This is a genomic window from Nesterenkonia haasae (assembly GCF_010119385.1).
GTDB classification, from domain to species: domain Bacteria; phylum Actinomycetota; class Actinomycetes; order Actinomycetales; family Micrococcaceae; genus Nesterenkonia; species Nesterenkonia haasae.
The window spans coordinates 497,834-515,160 of record NZ_VFIE01000018.1 but is presented as its reverse complement, the minus strand read 5'-3'; the positions used below and the strand labels follow the sequence as shown (position 1 = coordinate 515,160).

19 protein-coding genes and 2 tRNA genes are annotated in these 17,327 nt (G+C 60.7%); 12 read left to right on the top strand and 9 right to left on the bottom strand.

Translation table 11 applies throughout. The features are described 5' to 3' along the window. Positions 1–19 precede the first annotated feature (19 nt). Positions 20–1,135: an o-succinylbenzoate synthase gene (gene menC / locus FH975_RS05855; protein WP_162320484.1), complete on the bottom strand. Its 1,116-nt coding sequence runs from the start codon at positions 1,133–1,135 to the stop codon at positions 20–22. Positions 1,136–1,138: 3 nt separating this feature from the next. Then, positions 1,139–1,912 carry a GNAT family N-acetyltransferase gene (locus FH975_RS05850; RefSeq protein ID WP_162320483.1) on the bottom strand — a complete coding sequence of 258 codons (774 nt, stop codon included), beginning with the start codon at positions 1,910–1,912 and terminating at the stop codon, positions 1,139–1,141. A gap of 62 nt (positions 1,913–1,974) precedes the next feature. Here FH975_RS05850 and FH975_RS05845 point away from each other — a divergent pair, with 62 nt between their 5' ends. Then, entirely contained in the window at positions 1,975–2,667 is a 693-nt protein-coding gene (locus FH975_RS05845) for an SDR family oxidoreductase (protein WP_162320482.1), read from the top strand. Between the two features lie 8 nt (positions 2,668–2,675). On the opposite strand, the gene FH975_RS05840 is transcribed toward FH975_RS05845, so the two are convergent. Further along, positions 2,676–3,245 carry an LOG family protein gene (locus tag FH975_RS05840; RefSeq protein ID WP_328821793.1) on the bottom strand — a complete coding sequence of 190 codons (570 nt, stop codon included), beginning with the start codon at positions 3,243–3,245 and terminating at the stop codon, positions 2,676–2,678. 81 nt (positions 3,246–3,326) lie between these two features. Here FH975_RS05840 and FH975_RS05835 point away from each other — a divergent pair. Both FH975_RS05835 and purU read left to right on the top strand, forming a co-directional pair. Further along, positions 3,327–3,398: transfer RNA gene (locus tag FH975_RS05835), tRNA-Asn, on the top strand. An 80-nt stretch (positions 3,399–3,478) separates the two neighbouring features. Next, positions 3,479–4,348, top strand: a complete 870-nt coding sequence (gene purU / locus FH975_RS05830) for a formyltetrahydrofolate deformylase (RefSeq protein ID WP_202923083.1) — start codon at positions 3,479–3,481, stop codon at positions 4,346–4,348. A 71-nt stretch (positions 4,349–4,419) separates the two neighbouring features. On the opposite strand, the gene FH975_RS05825 is transcribed toward purU, so the two are convergent. Further along, on the bottom strand, positions 4,420–4,905 hold the full coding sequence (locus tag FH975_RS05825; RefSeq protein WP_162320481.1) for an Hsp20/alpha crystallin family protein: 486 nt from the start codon (positions 4,903–4,905) through the stop codon (positions 4,420–4,422). 217 nt (positions 4,906–5,122) lie between these two features. On the opposite strand from FH975_RS05825, the gene FH975_RS05820 reads away from it, so the two are divergent. After that, positions 5,123–5,992: a siderophore-interacting protein gene (locus FH975_RS05820; protein ID WP_162320480.1), complete on the top strand. Its 870-nt coding sequence runs from the start codon at positions 5,123–5,125 to the stop codon at positions 5,990–5,992. Here the strand turns inward: FH975_RS05820 and FH975_RS05815 are convergent. Continuing rightward, a complete protein-coding gene (locus FH975_RS05815) occupies positions 5,989–6,435 on the bottom strand; it encodes an NINE protein (RefSeq protein ID WP_162320479.1) in 447 nt (148 codons plus the stop codon). The genes FH975_RS05820 and FH975_RS05815 overlap by 4 nt on opposite strands. A 112-nt stretch (positions 6,436–6,547) precedes the next feature. On the opposite strand from FH975_RS05815, the gene FH975_RS05810 reads away from it, so the two are divergent. Genes FH975_RS05810 through FH975_RS05800 form a run of 3 tightly spaced genes read left to right on the top strand, consistent with a single transcriptional unit; the run spans position 6,548 to position 9,334 of the window. After that, a complete protein-coding gene (locus tag FH975_RS05810; protein ID WP_162320478.1) occupies positions 6,548–7,366 on the top strand; it encodes a phage holin family protein in 819 nt (272 codons plus the stop codon). A gap of 19 nt (positions 7,367–7,385) precedes the next feature. Beyond that, complete coding sequence (locus FH975_RS05805; RefSeq protein WP_202923082.1) at positions 7,386–8,141, top strand: CDP-alcohol phosphatidyltransferase family protein; 756 nt, start codon at positions 7,386–7,388, stop codon at positions 8,139–8,141. Beyond that, positions 8,138–9,334 carry a glycosyltransferase gene (locus FH975_RS05800; protein WP_162320476.1) on the top strand — a complete coding sequence of 399 codons (1,197 nt, stop codon included), beginning with the start codon at positions 8,138–8,140 and terminating at the stop codon, positions 9,332–9,334. The genes FH975_RS05805 and FH975_RS05800 overlap by 4 nt, the downstream gene beginning before the upstream one ends. A gap of 16 nt (positions 9,335–9,350) precedes the next feature. Here the strand turns inward: FH975_RS05800 and FH975_RS05795 are convergent, their stop codons facing one another. Next, entirely contained in the window at positions 9,351–10,436 is a 1,086-nt protein-coding gene (locus FH975_RS05795) for a glycosyltransferase (protein WP_162320475.1), read from the bottom strand. Positions 10,437–10,493: 57 nt separating this feature from the next. On the opposite strand from FH975_RS05795, the gene FH975_RS05790 reads away from it, so the two are divergent. From FH975_RS05790 to FH975_RS05775, 4 genes are all read left to right on the top strand, one after another. Further along, complete coding sequence (locus FH975_RS05790; RefSeq protein WP_162320474.1) at positions 10,494–11,498, top strand: zinc-dependent alcohol dehydrogenase; 1,005 nt, start codon at positions 10,494–10,496, stop codon at positions 11,496–11,498. Then, positions 11,498–11,902, top strand: a complete 405-nt coding sequence (locus FH975_RS05785) for a 6-pyruvoyl trahydropterin synthase family protein (RefSeq protein ID WP_162320473.1) — start codon at positions 11,498–11,500, stop codon at positions 11,900–11,902. Before FH975_RS05790 ends, FH975_RS05785 begins: the two co-directional genes overlap by 1 nt. Before the next feature lie 98 nt (positions 11,903–12,000). After that, positions 12,001–12,077, top strand: a tRNA-Ile gene (locus FH975_RS05780). A 221-nt stretch (positions 12,078–12,298) separates the two neighbouring features. Beyond that, positions 12,299–12,811, top strand: coding sequence for a hypothetical protein (locus FH975_RS05775; protein WP_162320472.1), 513 nt, complete (start codon positions 12,299–12,301; stop codon positions 12,809–12,811). A gap of 69 nt (positions 12,812–12,880) precedes the next feature. Here FH975_RS05775 and FH975_RS05770 read toward each other — a convergent pair whose 3' ends face one another. The 3 genes from FH975_RS05770 to FH975_RS05760 all read right to left on the bottom strand — a co-directional run bounded on the left by FH975_RS05770 (position 12,881) and on the right by FH975_RS05760 (position 16,482). Next, complete coding sequence (locus FH975_RS05770) at positions 12,881–13,423, bottom strand: hypothetical protein (RefSeq protein WP_162320471.1); 543 nt, start codon at positions 13,421–13,423, stop codon at positions 12,881–12,883. A 956-nt stretch (positions 13,424–14,379) separates the two neighbouring features. Then, positions 14,380–15,156: an SDR family oxidoreductase gene (locus FH975_RS05765; protein WP_162320470.1), complete on the bottom strand. Its 777-nt coding sequence runs from the start codon at positions 15,154–15,156 to the stop codon at positions 14,380–14,382. A gap of 123 nt (positions 15,157–15,279) precedes the next feature. Continuing rightward, a complete protein-coding gene (locus tag FH975_RS05760; RefSeq protein ID WP_328821792.1) occupies positions 15,280–16,482 on the bottom strand; it encodes an FUSC family protein in 1,203 nt (400 codons plus the stop codon). Between the two features lie 181 nt (positions 16,483–16,663). Between FH975_RS05760 and FH975_RS05755 the strand changes: the two genes are divergently transcribed. Next, positions 16,664–17,233, top strand: coding sequence for a GrpB family protein (locus tag FH975_RS05755; RefSeq protein ID WP_162320469.1), 570 nt, complete (start codon positions 16,664–16,666; stop codon positions 17,231–17,233). The last annotated feature ends 94 nt before the right edge of the window (positions 17,234–17,327 follow it).

Below are 17,327 nucleotides of genomic sequence, written 5' to 3'. Positions count from 1 at the left end.
CGGTACCCCGCACGCCGCGCTATGCAGTGAATGAGGCGGTCTGCTTCGCGTGCTCGGCAATCAGTGCAGTACGCACCTCAGCGCCCAGGCCGGGTCTTGTCGGGACGGTGACGACGCCGCCGTCGGCAGTCACTGCCGGTTCGATGATGTCTTCCGCGTAGTACTTTCCACTGGCGGAGACATCTGAGGGCAAGGTGAAGCCCGGCAGCGAGGAGATCGCGACGTTGGCGAGCCGGCCGATTCCGAACTCATGCATCCCCCCGCACCAGACGGGCCAGCCGGCCCCCTGTGCCAGATTGTGTGCCTCGCGTGCAGCGCTGAGTCCTCCCATGCGGGAGACTTTGATGTTCAGCACTGCTCCTGCTCGGAGCTCAAGCGCGGTGCGCAGATCATCCAACGTCTCCACCGATTCGTCGAGGCACACCGGTGTATCCAGCTCAGCCTGGAGGCGCGCTGAATCGAGGAAATTCCGGGGCGCGAAGGGCTGTTCAATCATCGTCAGCCGGTGCGGGTCGAGTGCGCGAAAGATGCCGAAGGCCTCCTCATCACCGGGGTAGGCCCCATTGGCATCAACGTGAACATCGAGTTCTGGATATGCCCCGCGTACCGCCTTGACCGGTTCCACATCCCACCCTGGGGCGATCTTCAGCTTCACCCGCGGATAACCGGAGTCCACGTGCTTGGCCACCTGCGTCAACAAGTCATCAATGCTCGGTTCGATCCCGAGGGAGACCCCTGCGGTCACGGTGCTGCGGGTCCCGCCCAGGGCCTGCGCCAGGGGCTGGCCGCTGTGGGCGGCGAAGAGGGTCCATGCCGCCATCTCAACTCCCGCCTTGGCGAACCAATGCCCGCGCACCTTCGCATAGAGTCCGGATACCTCATCAGGATGTTCCCACTCCGCCCCGAGGACCGCGGGGATCAAATACTCCTGAGCAGTGTGCCAAGCGCTGGTGGTGGTCTCTGATGCGTAGTATGGCCCCGCTGGGGAGGCTATCTCTCCCCACCCTGTGGTGCCGGTCTCGTCAGTGAGTTCCACAATCAGATGCCGCAACGAGGACTTCCGGTGGCTGGAAGTCTCGAACGAGTGGACCAGCGGAAGCTCAACGTCGTGGAGTGTGGCGGAGACAATGCGCATGGATCAGTCCTCAATAAAGGTGTACACAGCGGTGTGTGGGTCGGTACGGAAACAGGAGAGAGCGGTCAGGCCCTGGTCGAATACACCCCGGATCTGTTGGCGCAGGCTGGCGGCGAGATCAGGGTCCACAGGCTTGGCAGCCGGTAGTCCCAGGTGGGTCCCGGCTGCGTTGTGGTGCAGTTCGCCCACGGCAACGTGGGGCGTGCTGGCGCCATCAGCGTTCGGCGCATCTGGAGCGGCGTCGTCGTCAGTGAAGCGCCATTCCACGGTGATGCGGTCAGTGCCTGGCAGGCCCTGCGCGTCAGGGGAGTACCAGCGGCCGCGGGCACCGAGGACATCAAGATTGAAGTGGGCGTTGCGGGCCAGTAGGGGGTCATAGGTCCATCGCATGCGTTCCGCGCCTGAACGTTGGGCCATGGCTGCTTGGACTCGTTTCAGTGCCCGGCCGACACCCTGCCCTTGCAGGACGGAGGAGACCACGGCTGCCTGGGAGAAGTGGTAGATGTGGGCGTCGTCGCCGGTCTCGACAGCGGCCCAACCGTAGGCGAAGGCCAGCACTGTGCCGGAGGGATCCACTGCGCCGACCACCGAACCTGAGTGGCTCAGCAGTGAGTTCAGCATCCGTGGGTTCAGCGACTCGTCCTCCCCGGTGTAACCGAACACGCCACGATAGAGCTGGCAGGCCTGCTTGAGTTCCCCGTAGTTGCTGAGTTCGCGGACGATGAGCCCCGAGCTCAGCGTCAGCCGCTCGGCGGGAGAATTCTGTCCGGGGTTCATGGAGCCACTGTATCGTTCTGCCTCCGGCTCGCGATCAGGGTGGGGAAGATAAACTACGGACTATGGCTGAGAAAGTTGCACTGATCACTGGTGGGTCGCGGGGGATAGGCCGCGCGATCGCCGAAGAGTTGAGTCCGGACTACCGCATCTTAGTCGGTGGCACCAGCCCTGAGCGTGTGCACGAGGTGGTCTCCTCGCTGCCGGACGCGGCACCGTTCGTGGCTGATCTTGGCGATGCTGACGCTGTACGGCGCGCATGGGAAGAGACCGGCGTGCAGCAGTTGGACGTGTTGGTCCACTCGGCCGGCTTGGCGTGGACCAATCCTGTGGGTGAGGCCACACTGGACCAGTGGCGGGAGATGTTCGAGATCAATGTCTTCGCCGTGGCGGAGCTGACCCGTCTCACACTGCCTGCCTTGCGAGCAGCATCAGGGCATGTGGTGGCCATCAATTCTGGGGCGGGTTTCAGATCCCGCGCCGGTAGTGCGCTCTACTCCGGATCCAAGTTTGCGCTGCGGGCCTTCACCGACGCCCTGCGGGAAGAGGAACGGGGTGCCGTGCGAGTGACGTCGTTGCACCCGGGTCAGGTGGACACGGATATGCAGGTCGCCCTACAGACTGCTGCGGGGAACACAGAGTACGACGGCGCCCGCTACATTTCCCCGGAGGCGGTGGCCAAGACTGCCCGCTTGGCTTTGGAGAATGAAGCTGCTTCAAGTATTGATGAGCTCACCATTCGCCCGATCAATCCGTGATGCAGTGCCTACCGGTCCTGAATAGGCGGTCTCCAGGCCCGCAACTGGGAGATCAAATCTCCGGGGGTGTCTGCGATGACCAGAGCGTCCCGCCGCCATCCAGCGATGAACCCTTCATTCACCTGGTGGTCAATCATCTCCAGGAGAGGGTTCCAGAAACCCTTGATGTTGTAGAGCGCTACGGGTTTGGCGTGGATTCCGAGGTATTGCCAGGTCCAGACTTCGAAGAGTTCTTCGAGCGTGCCCATTCCGCCGGGGAGGGCCACAAAGGCGTCTCCGAGCTCGCCAAGCCGGGCCTTGCGGAAATGCATATCGGGCACGATTTCTAGATATGTGATGTTTCGATGTGCGACTTCGCGTTCTACGAGCACCTCGGGAATCACTCCGATGACCTCGCCGCTGGCGTCCAATGCGGAGTCCGCGATCTGGCCCATCAGCCCCACTTTCCCCCCGCCGTAGACCACTCCGATCCCGGCCCGCGCGAACTCAGTGCCGAGCGCGCGAACATGCTGTTGGTAGGTCAGATCATGACCTGAGGCGCCGCCGGTAAAGACGGTAATGCGTTCAAGATGAGTCACACTCCTCATCCTATAAGCGGGGTTGGAGGCAAGGCCGATTTTTCATCAGTGCTGCCGGCCTGCTAGAATTTCGAGGTCCATTCCTCCGTAGCTCAATGGCAGAGCACTCGACTGTTAATCGAGTGGTTGCTGGTTCGAGTCCAGCCGGGGGAGCGAAACACAAAAGGCCCTCTGCCCGTCGGGTGGAGGGCGTTTTTGGTTCCGCTGGTAGTACTTGATCCCGGAGGCCCATGATGAATACTGAGCAGCGTCCTGACATTGCCCGCCTGGTCATCTCTTGCCCCGACCAGCACGGCATCGTCGCTGCGGTATCGGAACTCATCGCCGAACTCGGTGGCAACATCATCACCCTGGATCAGTACTCCACCGGGGTGGAAGATGGCCAGTTTTTTCAGCGCACAGTGTTCCATCTTCCGGGATTCGCTCAGCGGCGGGATGAAATCCGGCAGACAGTCGAGGAGCGTCTCGGCCAGCGATTCTCCATGGAGTTCCAGCTCACTGATGCCGCTGAGCCCAAGCGGGTAGCGATATTCGCCTCCAAGACGGATCACTGTCTGCTTGACCTGCTGTGGCGCCATCGCCGCGGTGACCTGCCTATGGACATCTCGATGGTGGTCTCCAATCACCCAGATCTGGAGGACGATGTACGCCGCTTCGGTATTGACTTCCAGCACGTGCCGGTGGATCGGGACAACAAATCGGCCGCCGAGGTCGAACACCTAAGTCTGCTTCGCGGAAACGTTGACCTGGTGGTGCTGGCGCGCTATATGCAGATCCTTTCCCCGAACTTCTTGGACCAGGTTGGTGTGCCGATCATCAACATCCACCACAGCTTCCTCCCCGCCTTTATTGGTGCTGGGCCCTACCAAAAGGCTAAAGACCGGGGTGTGAAGTTGATCGGTGCTACGGCGCACTACGTCACTGAGGATTTGGATGAGGGTCCGATTATTGAACAGGACGTCATCAGGGTTTCTCATGCTGACGACGTCGCCCAGCTCACTCGTTTCGGAGCCGACGTAGAGCGGGCTGTGCTGTCCCGTGCCGTGAAGTGGCACTGCGAGGACCGGGTTATCCGACATGGCGGCACAACTATAGTTTTCTAGGCTTAACGAAGTTGGGACCGCCAAAAGAGGCGGCCCCAACAGTTGGTTTCAGACGGTGTGGATAGCTGTTCCTATTGGCGAATCTCTTTTGCGTCAGCTTCGGAAGCGTCGACCTGCTGCGATCCGGCGTTGGACGTGACTTGGATCTTCTGCGGCTGTTCTTCCGCGTAGACACCTGCTATTCGCACGGTCAAGACGCCGGATTCGTAGTCAGCGGAGATGTCACGTTCCTGCACCGCTTCCGGCAGGTGCAGCGTTCTGGAGAAGCTGCCGTAACGGACTTCGCGGAACCCTTCAGCCTCATGGCGGATTTTGCGCTCGCCGGAGACGGTGAGTGTTCGCCCACCGTTAGAGAGCTCTACGGAGATATCGTTCGCCGGATCAACTCCGGGAAGGTCAACAGAGGCCACGAGGTCCTCGTTGTCCCTATGTGCATCAACAGCCGGCACGAACCCGGAGGTCCGCTGCTGATCGTTGAACTGGGGAATGCGTGACTGGCGGAGGAAATCATCCACCAGAGCAAAAGGGTCAAGGCGGGTAAAGGTTGAGTTGATCATCAGTAATCAGCTCCTCTCATACAAGCAACTCATCACCTACAACGGTGGACTGCGCCATTTTGGCGCTGTCGACTCACATAACGACGCCGCGTGCGTAGCTATTCCTGAAGTTGAGTCAAAGAGGCTCAAGATTTATCTCCCAAGAAATGCGTCATAGCGATATTGCGTAGTGGGCATGACTGCGGCTTAGGCTCACCTATCTTGTAGAGTGAGGTATATGCGAACGCAGACCTCCTCCCCACAAGCCACCGCAGTGCCCAAGAAGCCCCGCAAGACCAAGGTCCAGACACTTCTAAAAGTGGTGCGGACTGAGCGGCTCGCCCCGCACATGGTGCGCGTGGTCCTCGGTGGGGAGCAGTTCGATGCCATGGAGTTCAAGGAGGACACGGACCAGTACATCAAGCTGCTGTTCGCCGATCCGGCCCTGGGATTGGAGCGCCCCTACGATATGGAGGCACTCCGTGAGCAGCTCCCCAAAGCACAAATGCCAGTTCGGCGGACTTACACCATCCGGCACATCGACTGGAAGCATAAGCAGATCTGGGTAGATTTCGTCGTTCATGGTGATGAGGGTGTTGCCGGGCCGTGGGCGGCCAATGCTCAGCCAGGCGACCCCATCAGCTTCTTCGGGCCCGGCTCAGGCTACGCCCCCAGGCAGGAGGCCGACTTTCACGTCATCGCCGGCGATGAATCGGCAATCCCAGCAATTGCAGCTGCTCTGGAGGGAATGGATGCTGACGCGCGCGGCGTCGTCGTGCTGGAGGTCCGTGATGCCACCGAAGAAGTGCCGCTCACTGTTCCGGAGGGAATAGATCTCAGGTGGATTCACCGCGGCGGAGACTTCACCCCGGAGAGCACGCGCATTACGGATCACCTGCGGAATATCGAGATTCCCGATGGCGATGTCCAAGTCTTCGTCCACGGGGAGCGGGAGCAGATGAAGAGAATCCGCAAACTCCTGGTCAAGGAGCGTGGACTCGAACGCAAAGGGATGTCACTGTCGGCCTACTGGGCCTATGGCCGGATCGAAGATCAGTTCCAGGCTGAGAAACAGACTCCTGTGGGAAATATAGATCCCGAAAACTAGCCCGCAACCCCGGAGCTTGTGCCGATAACCAGAGCGACAATCAGCCAACCGACCAGCACCGCGACAGTTGCCGCTGCGCAGACTCCACCGAACCGGGTGAAACCCCGGAGCCGGTGGTCGGCTGTGTCCCGCATGGTTCCGGAGAGCAGAAGGAACAGGTCGATGATGGTCCACGCGCCGACGACGCCGATCAGCGCGAGTCCGGCGTTAGGTATGTCCAGGAGCAGCAGCACCACCCCGGCGGAGAAAAGGCTCGTCTTTACGACAGCGGTGACGAAATAGCCAAGGTAGTAGCGTTGCGCCCCAATGGGTCCCAGGAAGAGGGCCAGAGCCCATGCGATCACAAAATTCTTCGATGACTCCGGCTGAGTTTCGAAGGCGAGCCGGTCTTCTTCCGTATAGGTATTGGCGTAAAGATCCTCGAGGTTGTAGTCACCGGCCATACCTACAATTCTAGCTCTGGCACGAAAGCCCGGGTCCACGCGCCTCACCAGGGGTGCAGGTGGTAGTTTGGACCTGAATATACGCTTCTCAACTATGGATGGAGGCGCTGTCGTGGCGCAGCAGAACACCAAGAGCGCGGCATCGAAACCTTCCTTGATCGATGTTGCCAAAGTTCTCGTCAGGCTCGGCCCCAAGCAGATCAACGACGAGATCGCCCTGGCCACCGCTCAAATGAAGTCCAAGGGGATCGCCGCTGCCGTCGCAGCAGCCCTTGTGGTCGTTGGTCTGGTCTTCCTCACGTTCCTCACCGTGGCCCTGATCGTCGCTGCGATTGCCGGCCTCCACGCCGCAGGCTTCCAATTGTGGGCTGCGGCGCTGATTGTGGCCGGCGCATTTCTGCTGATAGCGCTGGTCTTCGCGCTCATTGGCCTGCTTAAGCTCAAGCGCACCCAACCTCTCAAACCGGAGGATGCCATCCGCGGCTTCCGGCTCGACCTCGGAGTGGCGCGCGAGGGGACAGACTTCGATCCGAGGTCCCTGGACAGAGCCGATGAGGATCGACGCCGCGCTAAGGAGGAGGCCAAGCGCCGGGCCGCCGAGCAGAAGAAGACTCCGGGCGAAGGTGCGCCGCAGAAGCCCACCTATACCGAGCTTCTGCGCCGGACGGCTCTTCGCCGAGATCACATTGCCGGTTTGCAGGACCAGCTCCGCACCAGATTCACCCGCACCAGCGCTGCCGATGACCAGCCGCTCGCCGGGCCGGCTCCGCTTCCCCCTGAGGCCCCAGCTCCCGCCCCGCCAGTTGATGGTCAGAGTGGTGATGCCCGGGGAGCCAAAGAGTTCTTTGCGGAGCGTTGGAAACCCCTGGCCGTCGCAGCAGGTTCTACGGCCGCCGCAGGTGCCTTCCTTCGTGAGCTGATCAAGAAATAGACTGAGCCCTGTGAGGATCATGGGTATCGGAACCCGCCAGGGTTTCGAGTACACCGTCAAGGAGACTTTCTGGACAGTCCCGAATGTTGTGACAGTCCTGCGGCTACTCCTTCTGCCGTTTTTTGTGTATTTCGTCCGCGAGGGCGAGATCATGACCGCCTTCTGGATCTTGGCGGTACTCGGAGCGACTGATTGGCTTGACGGTTTCATAGCGAGGTTCTTCAACCAGATGTCCACAGTCGGTCGTTGGCTGGATCCCTTGGCCGATCGGTTCGCGATGATCATCGTGACCCTCACCTTGGTCTACTTGGACATCGCCCCCGAATGGCTGCTCTGGGTGATTCTGATTCCAGACCTGGTGCTTTTGGTAACGTCTACGGTCTTTTTCGCGGGTTCGCCGCAGTTGTCAGTCTCTGGCATGGGAAAGGTGCGCACCGCCTGTCTCATGGTCAGCCTGCCGATGCTCCTGCTCGCGGAGCTTCCTGAATTCTCTGAGCGCATCGGAGGGCTCTTCCCTCTCGTTGCTGAGTCGCTGCTTGTCGCCGGAGGAGTTATGCATATCATCGCCTCCATGGATTACTTCATCCAAGCCCTCGGCAAGTTCCGCAGACTCCGCGCAGCAGACATCAACCCGTGGAGGCGCAGTACGTGGGCGCGGATCGGTGTAGCAGCACCACCCGGTGAACCGCTGGTTGGTGGAGCAGAGACCAGCGCTGAAAAGACAAACTTGCCCGCCGAACAGGGAGGACCTCCGCGGAGGGTCAACGAAGAGTGAACAACCGCAAGCCTCTGACAGTCCTGATCGCAGCCGATACCTACCCACCTGATGTCAACGGGGCATCGATCTTCGGCTATCGGCTGGCCATACACATGACAGCCCGCGGACACCGAGTCCACATAGCTGCGGCACGGCCAGGCCCAGGCCCAGATGTGGTGGAGCACCATGATGAGGCGACCATCCACCGGTTCCGGTCCTTCAAGGCGCCCACCCACGAGTACCACCGACTTTGCCTGCCGTGGCTGGTGGAACCGGCCATGCGTCGGTTGGTCGCTGAGATCGAACCAGACGTGGTCCACGTCCAGTGCCACTACATGATCGGAAAGGCTGCGATTCTGGCCGCGGAAGCCGCACGTGTCCGTACGGTGGCCACCAACCACTTCATGCCGGAGAACCTGGACCCGTTCTTGCCCTTTCCCAAGTGGTTTAAACGAATCGTGGCGAAAAACTCTTGGAGAGACATGGGGCGCCTGATGGGTAAGGCCTCCGTGGTGACCACTCCCACCCCATTAGCTGCAGATACGATGCTGGCCAAGGGGGGATTCGAACATGTCCTCCCGCTTTCCAACGGGATCGACGTCGACTACTACAGCACCGCTCCTGATGAACCCATTGCCCAGCGGGACAAACCGACGGTGCTCTTCGTCGGGCGCTTAGCCGTTGAAAAGAACGTCGATGTTCTCATCGACGCCGTGGCCAAGACTGACCCTGAGTTGGAGATCAACGCTGAGATCATCGGCGACGGCGAACAGCGCGATAAGCTCCGCGACCAGACGGCAGAGTTGGGCATCGAGGACCGAATCAACTTCAGGGGACATGTGGATGACGCGGACCTCCGAGAGGCCTACATTGCTGCTGACGCATTCTGCCAACCAGGAACCTCAGAACTTCAATCCTTGGTGTCTCTGGAAGCCATGAGCGCTGCCAAGCCTGTGGTGCTGGCAGACGCCCTGGCTCTTCCGCATTTAGTGGCGGAGGGAGAGAACGGTTATCTCTTTGAGCCGTTCAACAGCGATCACTTGGCTCAACAGCTCAACCGCATATTCCGGAAAACCCCTGAGGAGCGGACAGCTATGGGGCTGAGAAGCCGAGAGAAAGCCAACCAGCACGCGATCGGAAAGACAATGGCGGCTTACGAGGCCCTCTATTACGGCGCGGACTGGACGGAGACCTATCAGTTCGAGTGGTAGAACGCGTCGATTCGCACTAGTCGGTCCGAGTCAGCGATTCAGCCAGTGCGAGTAGCCGAGCAGCGGACTCCGCCCATGAGTAGTCCTGACTGCGGGCCCGTGCGGCACTACTGGCTGTCGCGAAGTCTCGGGGATTCTCCAAAGCTCGTACCGCTGCGGCAAAGCCCGTCGGGTCGTCGCTGTTGATGACTTGCGCTCCGTAGGTGCGTGCGGCAGAGCCGGTGACCTCCCGGAAGATGGGCAGGTCCGAGGTGATGACGGGGGTGCCGTGACTCAGTGCCTCGACCACGGGAAGGCAGAATCCCTCTGCATGGGAAAGCGTCACCAGCGCTGTGGCCCGCTGCAGCAGTTGGTGGTACTCCCACTCGTCGATCCCGTTGTGGAAAACGAGTTGACCTGGTCTTAGGGCGAGTGCCGTCAGCCGCGCACGTGTTGCTCCGTCAATCGGTGAGCACAGGTGCAGCCTGTAGCCGGGCAGCTCGTTGATCGCTGCGATGAGCGCCGGGATATTTTTGTAGTCCATAAAAGACCCCATGTAGACCAAGTCATGTGTGGGAGGTTGGCGGGGGTTGCGCGGTTGAGCGCCGGCTTGGGGGGCATTTGGGATCAGGTGAACTGGCCGTGAGGTCAGCCGGTGTTCGGCGATCAACTCCGCCGTTGTCTGCGAAACGGTGGCGACGGCGTCGGCCCGGTTCAGTGTCAGCCGCTGTGGCACATAGCTGAGGTGATAGAGCCGCCATCCCAACCGGACTGGGGCAGGAAGGTTCCGCGGAGGTGTCCGGTGCTGGTAATAGATGAGGTCGTGCAGGGTGAGGATCAGTCGGTAGCGTCTGCCCAGGCTGCCCATAGTCTGCATGGGAGAGAAAACCACATCGGGGGAGTGGGGGTTGATCTGCCGCGCCACGAAGGGTTCTTTCGGCCCTGTAGGGGAACTAATCAACACATGGGGAAGATCCGGGAGCTGATTCAGCTGTTCGGGGTCGTGAATGAGCATGGTGACTTCGGCCTTGTCGGCAACAGCGTTCACCAGTGAGGCGGTGTACCGGGAGATACCGTCATGCACCCGTGGGCGGACGTACCGGCAGTCGATGAAGAGCCTCATAGTCTTTAGTCTGCCACCTCCAGGTGTTGTTCCGGCTGACGTGCGACGATAGGGCCGATGACACAGACTGCACGCGAACTTTGGATCGAGGCGCCCCGTTCTGCGCGGGTGCGCGACGTTGCTGCACCCGAGCCGGGTCCCGGTGAGGTGCTTCTGGAGACTGAACTTTCTGGGATTTCTCCTGGCACCGAATCGGTGGTCTACCGGGGGGAGGTTCCGGAGGCGGTCGCCAGTCTGATGGCTGCCCCCCACCAGCTCGGCGATCTGCCGTTTCCCGTCTCGCATGGCTATCTCAATGTGGCGATCGTGCGCCAGGGCCCTGCGGAGCTGCTGGGTAAACGAGTCTTCAGCCTGACAGGTCATCGCAGTCACGCAGTGGTGCCGGTGGAGGCCTGCCATGTGGTGCCCGATGATATGCCCAGTTCACGTGCCTTGGTGGCGGGAATCGCGGAGGTTGGGCTCAACGCGGTGTGGGAGGCCCAGTCAACGCTCGGTGACCGAATCGCCGTGGTGGGTGCCGGTCTGGTGGGATTGGTGACTGCGCTGCTGCTCTCGCAGGTGACGCCGGGGCGGCTCCAGGTAGTCGAGATCGATCCCGCTCGACGTGCCCTGGTGGCGGAGTTGGGGCTTCAGCCGGTGTCCCCTGAGGAGGCAGCCGATGATAACGACGCCGTTTTCCATACCTCGGCTGCCCAGTCCGGCCTTGGCTGTGCCCTCGAGATCACGGGCGACGATGGGGCTGTGGTGGAGATGTCCTGGTACGGCACCAGCGAACCCAATGTTCCTCTGGGTGGCGGGTTCCATGCCCGGCGTCTGCGGATAATCGGTGCTCAGGTGGGTCAGGTGGCGGCGCCCAAGCGTCTGCGGCGCAGCCGAAGGCAGCGGTTGGCAGCAGCTCTGGAGTTGCTGGATTCGCGGTTCGACGCACTGGTCACGGGGAGCTCGCCCTTGGAGGATCTTCCCGTGGTGCTCGATGATTTCTCACGTAAGGCAGACTGGACCCGAAACCAACTGCTGCATGCGGTGACCTATGCCGCATCTCAGACCCAAGGAGCTGACTAATGCCCGCCCATGCCCCAGTATTCCGTGTAGCGGTCGACGACCACGTGATGATCGCTCACTCCCTTCCGGATGAGTTTTTTGGCCCGGCTCAGCAGTTGCACGGAGCGACGCTCGCCATCACGGCGACATTCGAGAGGGTGGGGCTAGATGAGCACGGCGTGGTGATGGACATTGGGGTGGCGACGTCGCTGCTGGGCGGTGTACTTGATGGCCTGAGATACCGGAATTTGGACGAGCACCCGGACCTGTCAGGGAAAATCACGACAACTGAAGTCGTCTGTCAGTACGTGGCTGAGCAGGTGGTGCAGGGGCTGCCCGATCACCACGGGTTGCGTGCTCTGGAGATTGCAGCTGACGAGCATCCCCAGGCGCGCGCCTCCGTCAGGCTCGAACTCAGCCCATAACAGGATCCACATCTCGCCGGGACATGGTCAGCTGCGCGCGCTGCTGCGGTCCTCAGTTAGTATAGAGCGGCTGCCTTTGCGTGTCGGGGCGGCTGCGAGGGGGGTTAGCTCAGTTGGTTAGAGCAGAGGACTCATAATCCTTTTGTCGCGGGTTCAAGTCCCGCACCCCCTACCAGCTACATCCCTGTTATAGCAGGGAAGGGCCCCCGCCGAAAAAACACGGCAGGGGCCCTTTTTCGCGTCTGACGGCCCTTCTCTACCCGGCACGCCGACGACGGAACCCATCGAACCCCACCACAGTGTCTGAGGGATCAGGGTACGGCTCGGGCGTGGAGGGGCGGACCAGAGCGCTTCCCCCATGACCTGCGCCGCATCCCTGCGCATATCGTCTATAACGTGTTGGTACCGCTTGAGCATGGAGACCTGGGAGCAGCCCATCATGTCCATCACCACCCGCTCGGAGACAACCAGAACCGCCAGCTGATCCGCAGCATGGGCGTGGGCAAGGTAGCCCGTGCTCCGCAGGAGGTAGCCGACACCTTGGACGGGGCGCACAATCTGCGGTCCGCGCTGGATCGTGCCTATGAGATTGGACTGCAGCCGGCCTGGGACGGGTCCGTTAACTTCGAGCTGGGGAGCGCCGGCCGGAGCTTGCGGCTGCTGTGTCCGGGGGCTGGGACGTACTTGGTCAGCATCAGCCGGACGGTGCTTGGGCAACTTCCGGTGTCCAGTGCTCGTATTGGCACGGGGCCTATGGTGTCCCGTATGAAGCGCGGCATCGGACGCAATACCGGCTGCGCGACGCCAGCGTCAACAGCACCGCCTCACAGTTCCACACGGTCGCCTCACTGGTTCAATGCAGTTGGGAACTCTGGAATCGCGAGTATGGAGCGTGGCCACCGACTGTAACGTCGCCACCTGACAAATAAGGGCCCTGCATCGCAATGATGCAGGGCCCTTATTTCTGCGCGCGCAGTGTCACCACCATCGGTCATCGGCTTCGCATTCTTCGGCCGAGATATAGCCTTCATCGCAGAGTTCATCTGGCGTCAGTGCGCTGCTATGGTCGACGAACCTGTCAGTCTTTTCGTTCCATTGGTTCGTGACTACCGGTTCGGTGAATTCGATAACGCCATAAATGTCCATATAGCAGCCTAGTTCTAGGGCCCGGTTGAACTGTTCCACGTGCCCTTCGACCTGCGCGACTTCGGCGCCGTATGGGCACGGCTCGGCATCGGGGTCTTCGATGTCGAGGGCGAACCGGGGCCCATACGTCTCATAACTGTCTGGCGTCGGCGTCGGTGTCGGCTCTGGCGTCGGTTCGCTGTCCTGCGCGGGCGCCGAGTCCGTGCGGTGCAGCTCGACTGCGCTGGACTGGTCGCTGGCGCCTGTCCCTGGCTCTGCCGTGGCGCTGGGCTCTGGTGCCGGTTCGGCCGCTGTGTCGCTCTCAGGGGCGCTGCAGGCCGCCAGGGCGAGGGTTACGAGCGCTGCCGTGCTGGTGAGGATGCTGCGAGTGTTCATGCTGCTGCGGCCTTTCGGTCGTTTCTGGCGTTCGGACTACCTTAGGGGCTCCTCTGGGTGAGGACAATCATCCGGACTGACAGCTGGGACATGCCAAATAGCTGCGCTAGGTCATACATGGTGACGCCCTCGGAGTCGAGGCGAGCGATCTCGCAAGAGTGTTGGTCCTATGTGAGTGGCTTAGCCCTGGATGCGGGGGGGGGGTCAGTTTGCGTGGGGTGCCTTCTGAGCCTTCCTCGTCTTTTTCGACTTTGTCAGCAATACCTTGCAGCCAGTTCGGGAGGAGTCTAAACAGCGATTCCGTCCATTCCGATTCTCTGTGTGGCTGCGCTGCCAAGTCAGAAAAAGTCGCGAACACCAAACAGGATTCGGGGAGGTGAGTGCACGTTGCGGTTGTGTTTGCTGCAACCGAGCTCATCCTGGCACCAGTCCTTGAAGTTCTGTTGATCAGCTTGGATCCGCATGCTGCAGATCATTGCAAGTAGCCCTACTATGCGATCACGCTCGGCCTTCAAAGCCTGCCAGTCCTGAACCCACGGGGCAACGGGAGCAAAAGCCCTATAGAGGGGACCCCTAAAGTCGTAATTCCTCTGCGCGTCCCGAGGAGAGCCGGCGCTTGGTTAGTGAGCCATTCCATAAAGAAACTTTAGGTCAACCCTCAGGGGCCCGCATGTACTTGGATAATGCGGGCCACGTTCAGGGAGAGCCAAAACCAACGAGTGGACCTGCTATCGATTTCCGCGATCCATTGATTCTTTGACGGCCTTTCCACGGGATAACGGGGGGCAACCGGGGGCCACCGGAGAGGCCCGGTATCGACATAGCACCAGGTCAGAGGGCAATCGGGGCCAACCGGTGACAACGGGGAAAACACTGATATGGCACTCATAATCCTTTTGGCGCGGGTTCAAGTCCCGCACCCCCTACTGAGTGGGCCGCTGACCAGATTCTCCTGATTATGCGGTCCCTTCTGTCGAGTCCAGCCACCGCTCCACGGTGAGGTTATCGACGATCCCATGATCTGGGATGAGACCACCAGTGGCGATCCCACGTCCGACGTAGGGCAGTTGAACCATGAGACGTGGCTGGTACCCGCCGATATTGCCTCGGTGGGCGAGGATTGCGCGACACAGCTGCAGCGCCGTCATGACTTCGGGGCCACGAATAGCCAGGTTGCGGTCAGCGGTATCGGCAGCGCTGCTGTCAATATCCTCGGCGATGATGGCGGCGGCTCGCTCTGCTGCCAGTGCTGCCATCTTCATGGTGGGCAGCACTGTGAGGGGTCCTACCGTCGACCGACGGACAATGTTGTCCATGAGTTCGTACCACTGGGTTGAGTGAATGACGGTAACTGGCACAGGAGATTGTCGATACGTCTGCTCTTGTGCCGCTTTGCCCTTGTAGTACCCGAATAAGCGATTCACATCAGGATCTGTAGCGCCTGCGATTGAGACGCAGACAATCCGCTGCACACCAGCGGAGTGCGCTGCAGCCGCGACTTTCCGCGCTGCATTGGTGAAGAACTCCCGTGACGTTCTGGCTCGGATGGTTTCGATGTTCAGACAGTCCACGACCACGGCGGCCCCCTGGAAGGCTTCGCGCAGCTGAACATCATTCATGACATCGACTCCGGTGCTGCGACTAGCGCGGGTGACGTGGTGGCCGCGTCCCTCCAGCGCCGCAGAGATCCGAGCCCCGATCATTCCGGTAGCGCCCACAACGGTGATGTGCATAGCCCCCAGGGTAGACGCGTTTGGATCAGGGCGGAGGTTCAGCGGTCTTCGGTGCCAGGCTCCATCCCCGCCAGTAACAGTTCTCGCCGCCGTGACCTGCACTGCCGGACCGACGACGGGCCCTCACGAGCTTGGGAGTCGAGGGTTTTTGGCTCCTCCTTCGCGGGCTCTGCGAGCGGAAGCGACATCGTCGACAACGACAACGATATGACGCACACTGGCGATCAAAGAGCCATATGTGGGCCAGGAATCTCGGGGGAGTCCCCGGTCATCGGACATGTCAATGGACAGAGCAGTGAGGTCATCGTGTAGAGGTGCGACCTCTTCATCAGGGTCTGCGATCGCTTGGCCGACATTTCCAACGATCTGCGCCCAACGTTCACGGAACTGATCATCCCATTCACCGTCGGAGTAGGAGGCTTCCCGCAGCGAACGGGCCAGGTGGCGCAGATGAGAGATGCCCTCGTCAGTACGTTCCAAGATCTCCTCGTAGCTCACCTCCTGAGCCTTCCGATTGCTCTGGTTGAGCTTGCTCCCACGACGCCGTCCCCGCGGGTTGGCGCGGCGAGACTCTCTGGCGAAGCGCACCACCGCCCATGCGGAATCGAGCTCCTGGCTCATCGACTCCGTCTCCTTGAACCACGCTTCTGCCCTGTCGGTGTTCCAGGAGTCGGAGAACTCTTCGGAGATGTTGACCAAGACGGCACCCATGCGTTCGTTGAGACTGTCTACATAACGGCCAGCCTGCTTGTCGCCCAGGGGCGGAACAATCAACATGTTGACGGCGACTCCGGCAGCGACGCCTACTGCGACTTCGAGTATGCGATCGTCGAGCAGCGGTGCCTGTTCGTCGAACCCACTACCGAACACGAATATCGCCGTGGTGGCAATTGCGACCCCCTCATCACGAATCCACGAGATCCGCGCCGCGGCCACCCCTACGAGTAGAGCCAGGGCGAAGGTCCACAGACTGACGCCGAGAAAGTAGCCGATGAGAAACGAAAGGCCCACACCGATAGTTGATGCAACTGTGGTTTGAATGCCGTGCGAAAGTGAACGGTGCACTGTCGCGTGGACGGTGAGCAGGGCGGTCCAGGGTGCAAGGAACGCGAGCTCAGACTCCAATACGGAGGTGGAGAACCACCATGCTGCTGTGCCGGCAATCACGGTCTTGAGGATTTGCAACACATCGGTGAGAAACTCCGGCTTTTCCACCACTTTCCGGATCCACTGCGCACCACCCTGAATAGACGGTGCGAGCTTAGATTCGACTTCGGCGCCTCGCTCACCGCGCTCAGCCGTGTCCTTCTTCGAACTTTGGGCCACGCCTGCTCCTCAGATGTCATGAGATGAATTGTGTTGGGCGGTCTGCGCGCTCGGCGCCGCAGTCCATATTTTGGCACTGCTGGGACTGTATCGCTATCAAATGGCCCCTGATGCCCACTGAAAATGAGCAAAACTCCTCATATGGGACGTCAGCTGTTGATTTGGTCAGTATTCTGAGGGCATGTCTGACCGGTACAACAAAGGCATCTCTGTGGTCGCCCACTGTCCTGATTGGGCGCACCAATTCGAATCAATTGCGACGGAACTCGGTACGCTATTGGCTGGTATACCGGTAGAGGGGATCGAACATGTGGGGTCGACGTCGGTGCCGGGCCTGCCAGCTAAACCGATTATCGACATTGACGTCATCGTCCAGCGCAGCGCCATGACCGATGCAACCCTTGCCCTTGAACGTGGCGGGTACAAACATCTTGGGGACTTGGGAGTCACCGACCGGGAGGCATTTGGTGCTCCGGAGGACAACCCAGCTCGCAATGTATACCTGTGCGTGGTCGGCACACTGCACGTTCGCAATCACCTTGCGGTCCGAGAGACGCTACGCGCTCGCCCTGACCTCAGGGATCGCTACGGAACGGTCAAGCAGAAGTTAGCGAGCGAACCGGATATGAACATTCACCGTTACCTGGCTGGTAAATCCGCAGTCCTGCAAGAGGTCTTGGCCCACTCCGATCTCACGCCCCGAGAGAAGCGAGAGATCTACGAACTGAATACGCGCGCCGATCCCTCGTAGTGGTTGAGTCCGGAAGACGACGACGGAGAAGCTCACCACCCAATCGGCCGGGGAGCGGATCACTGAGCCAGCTGATGCAGTCATGTCCACCCCA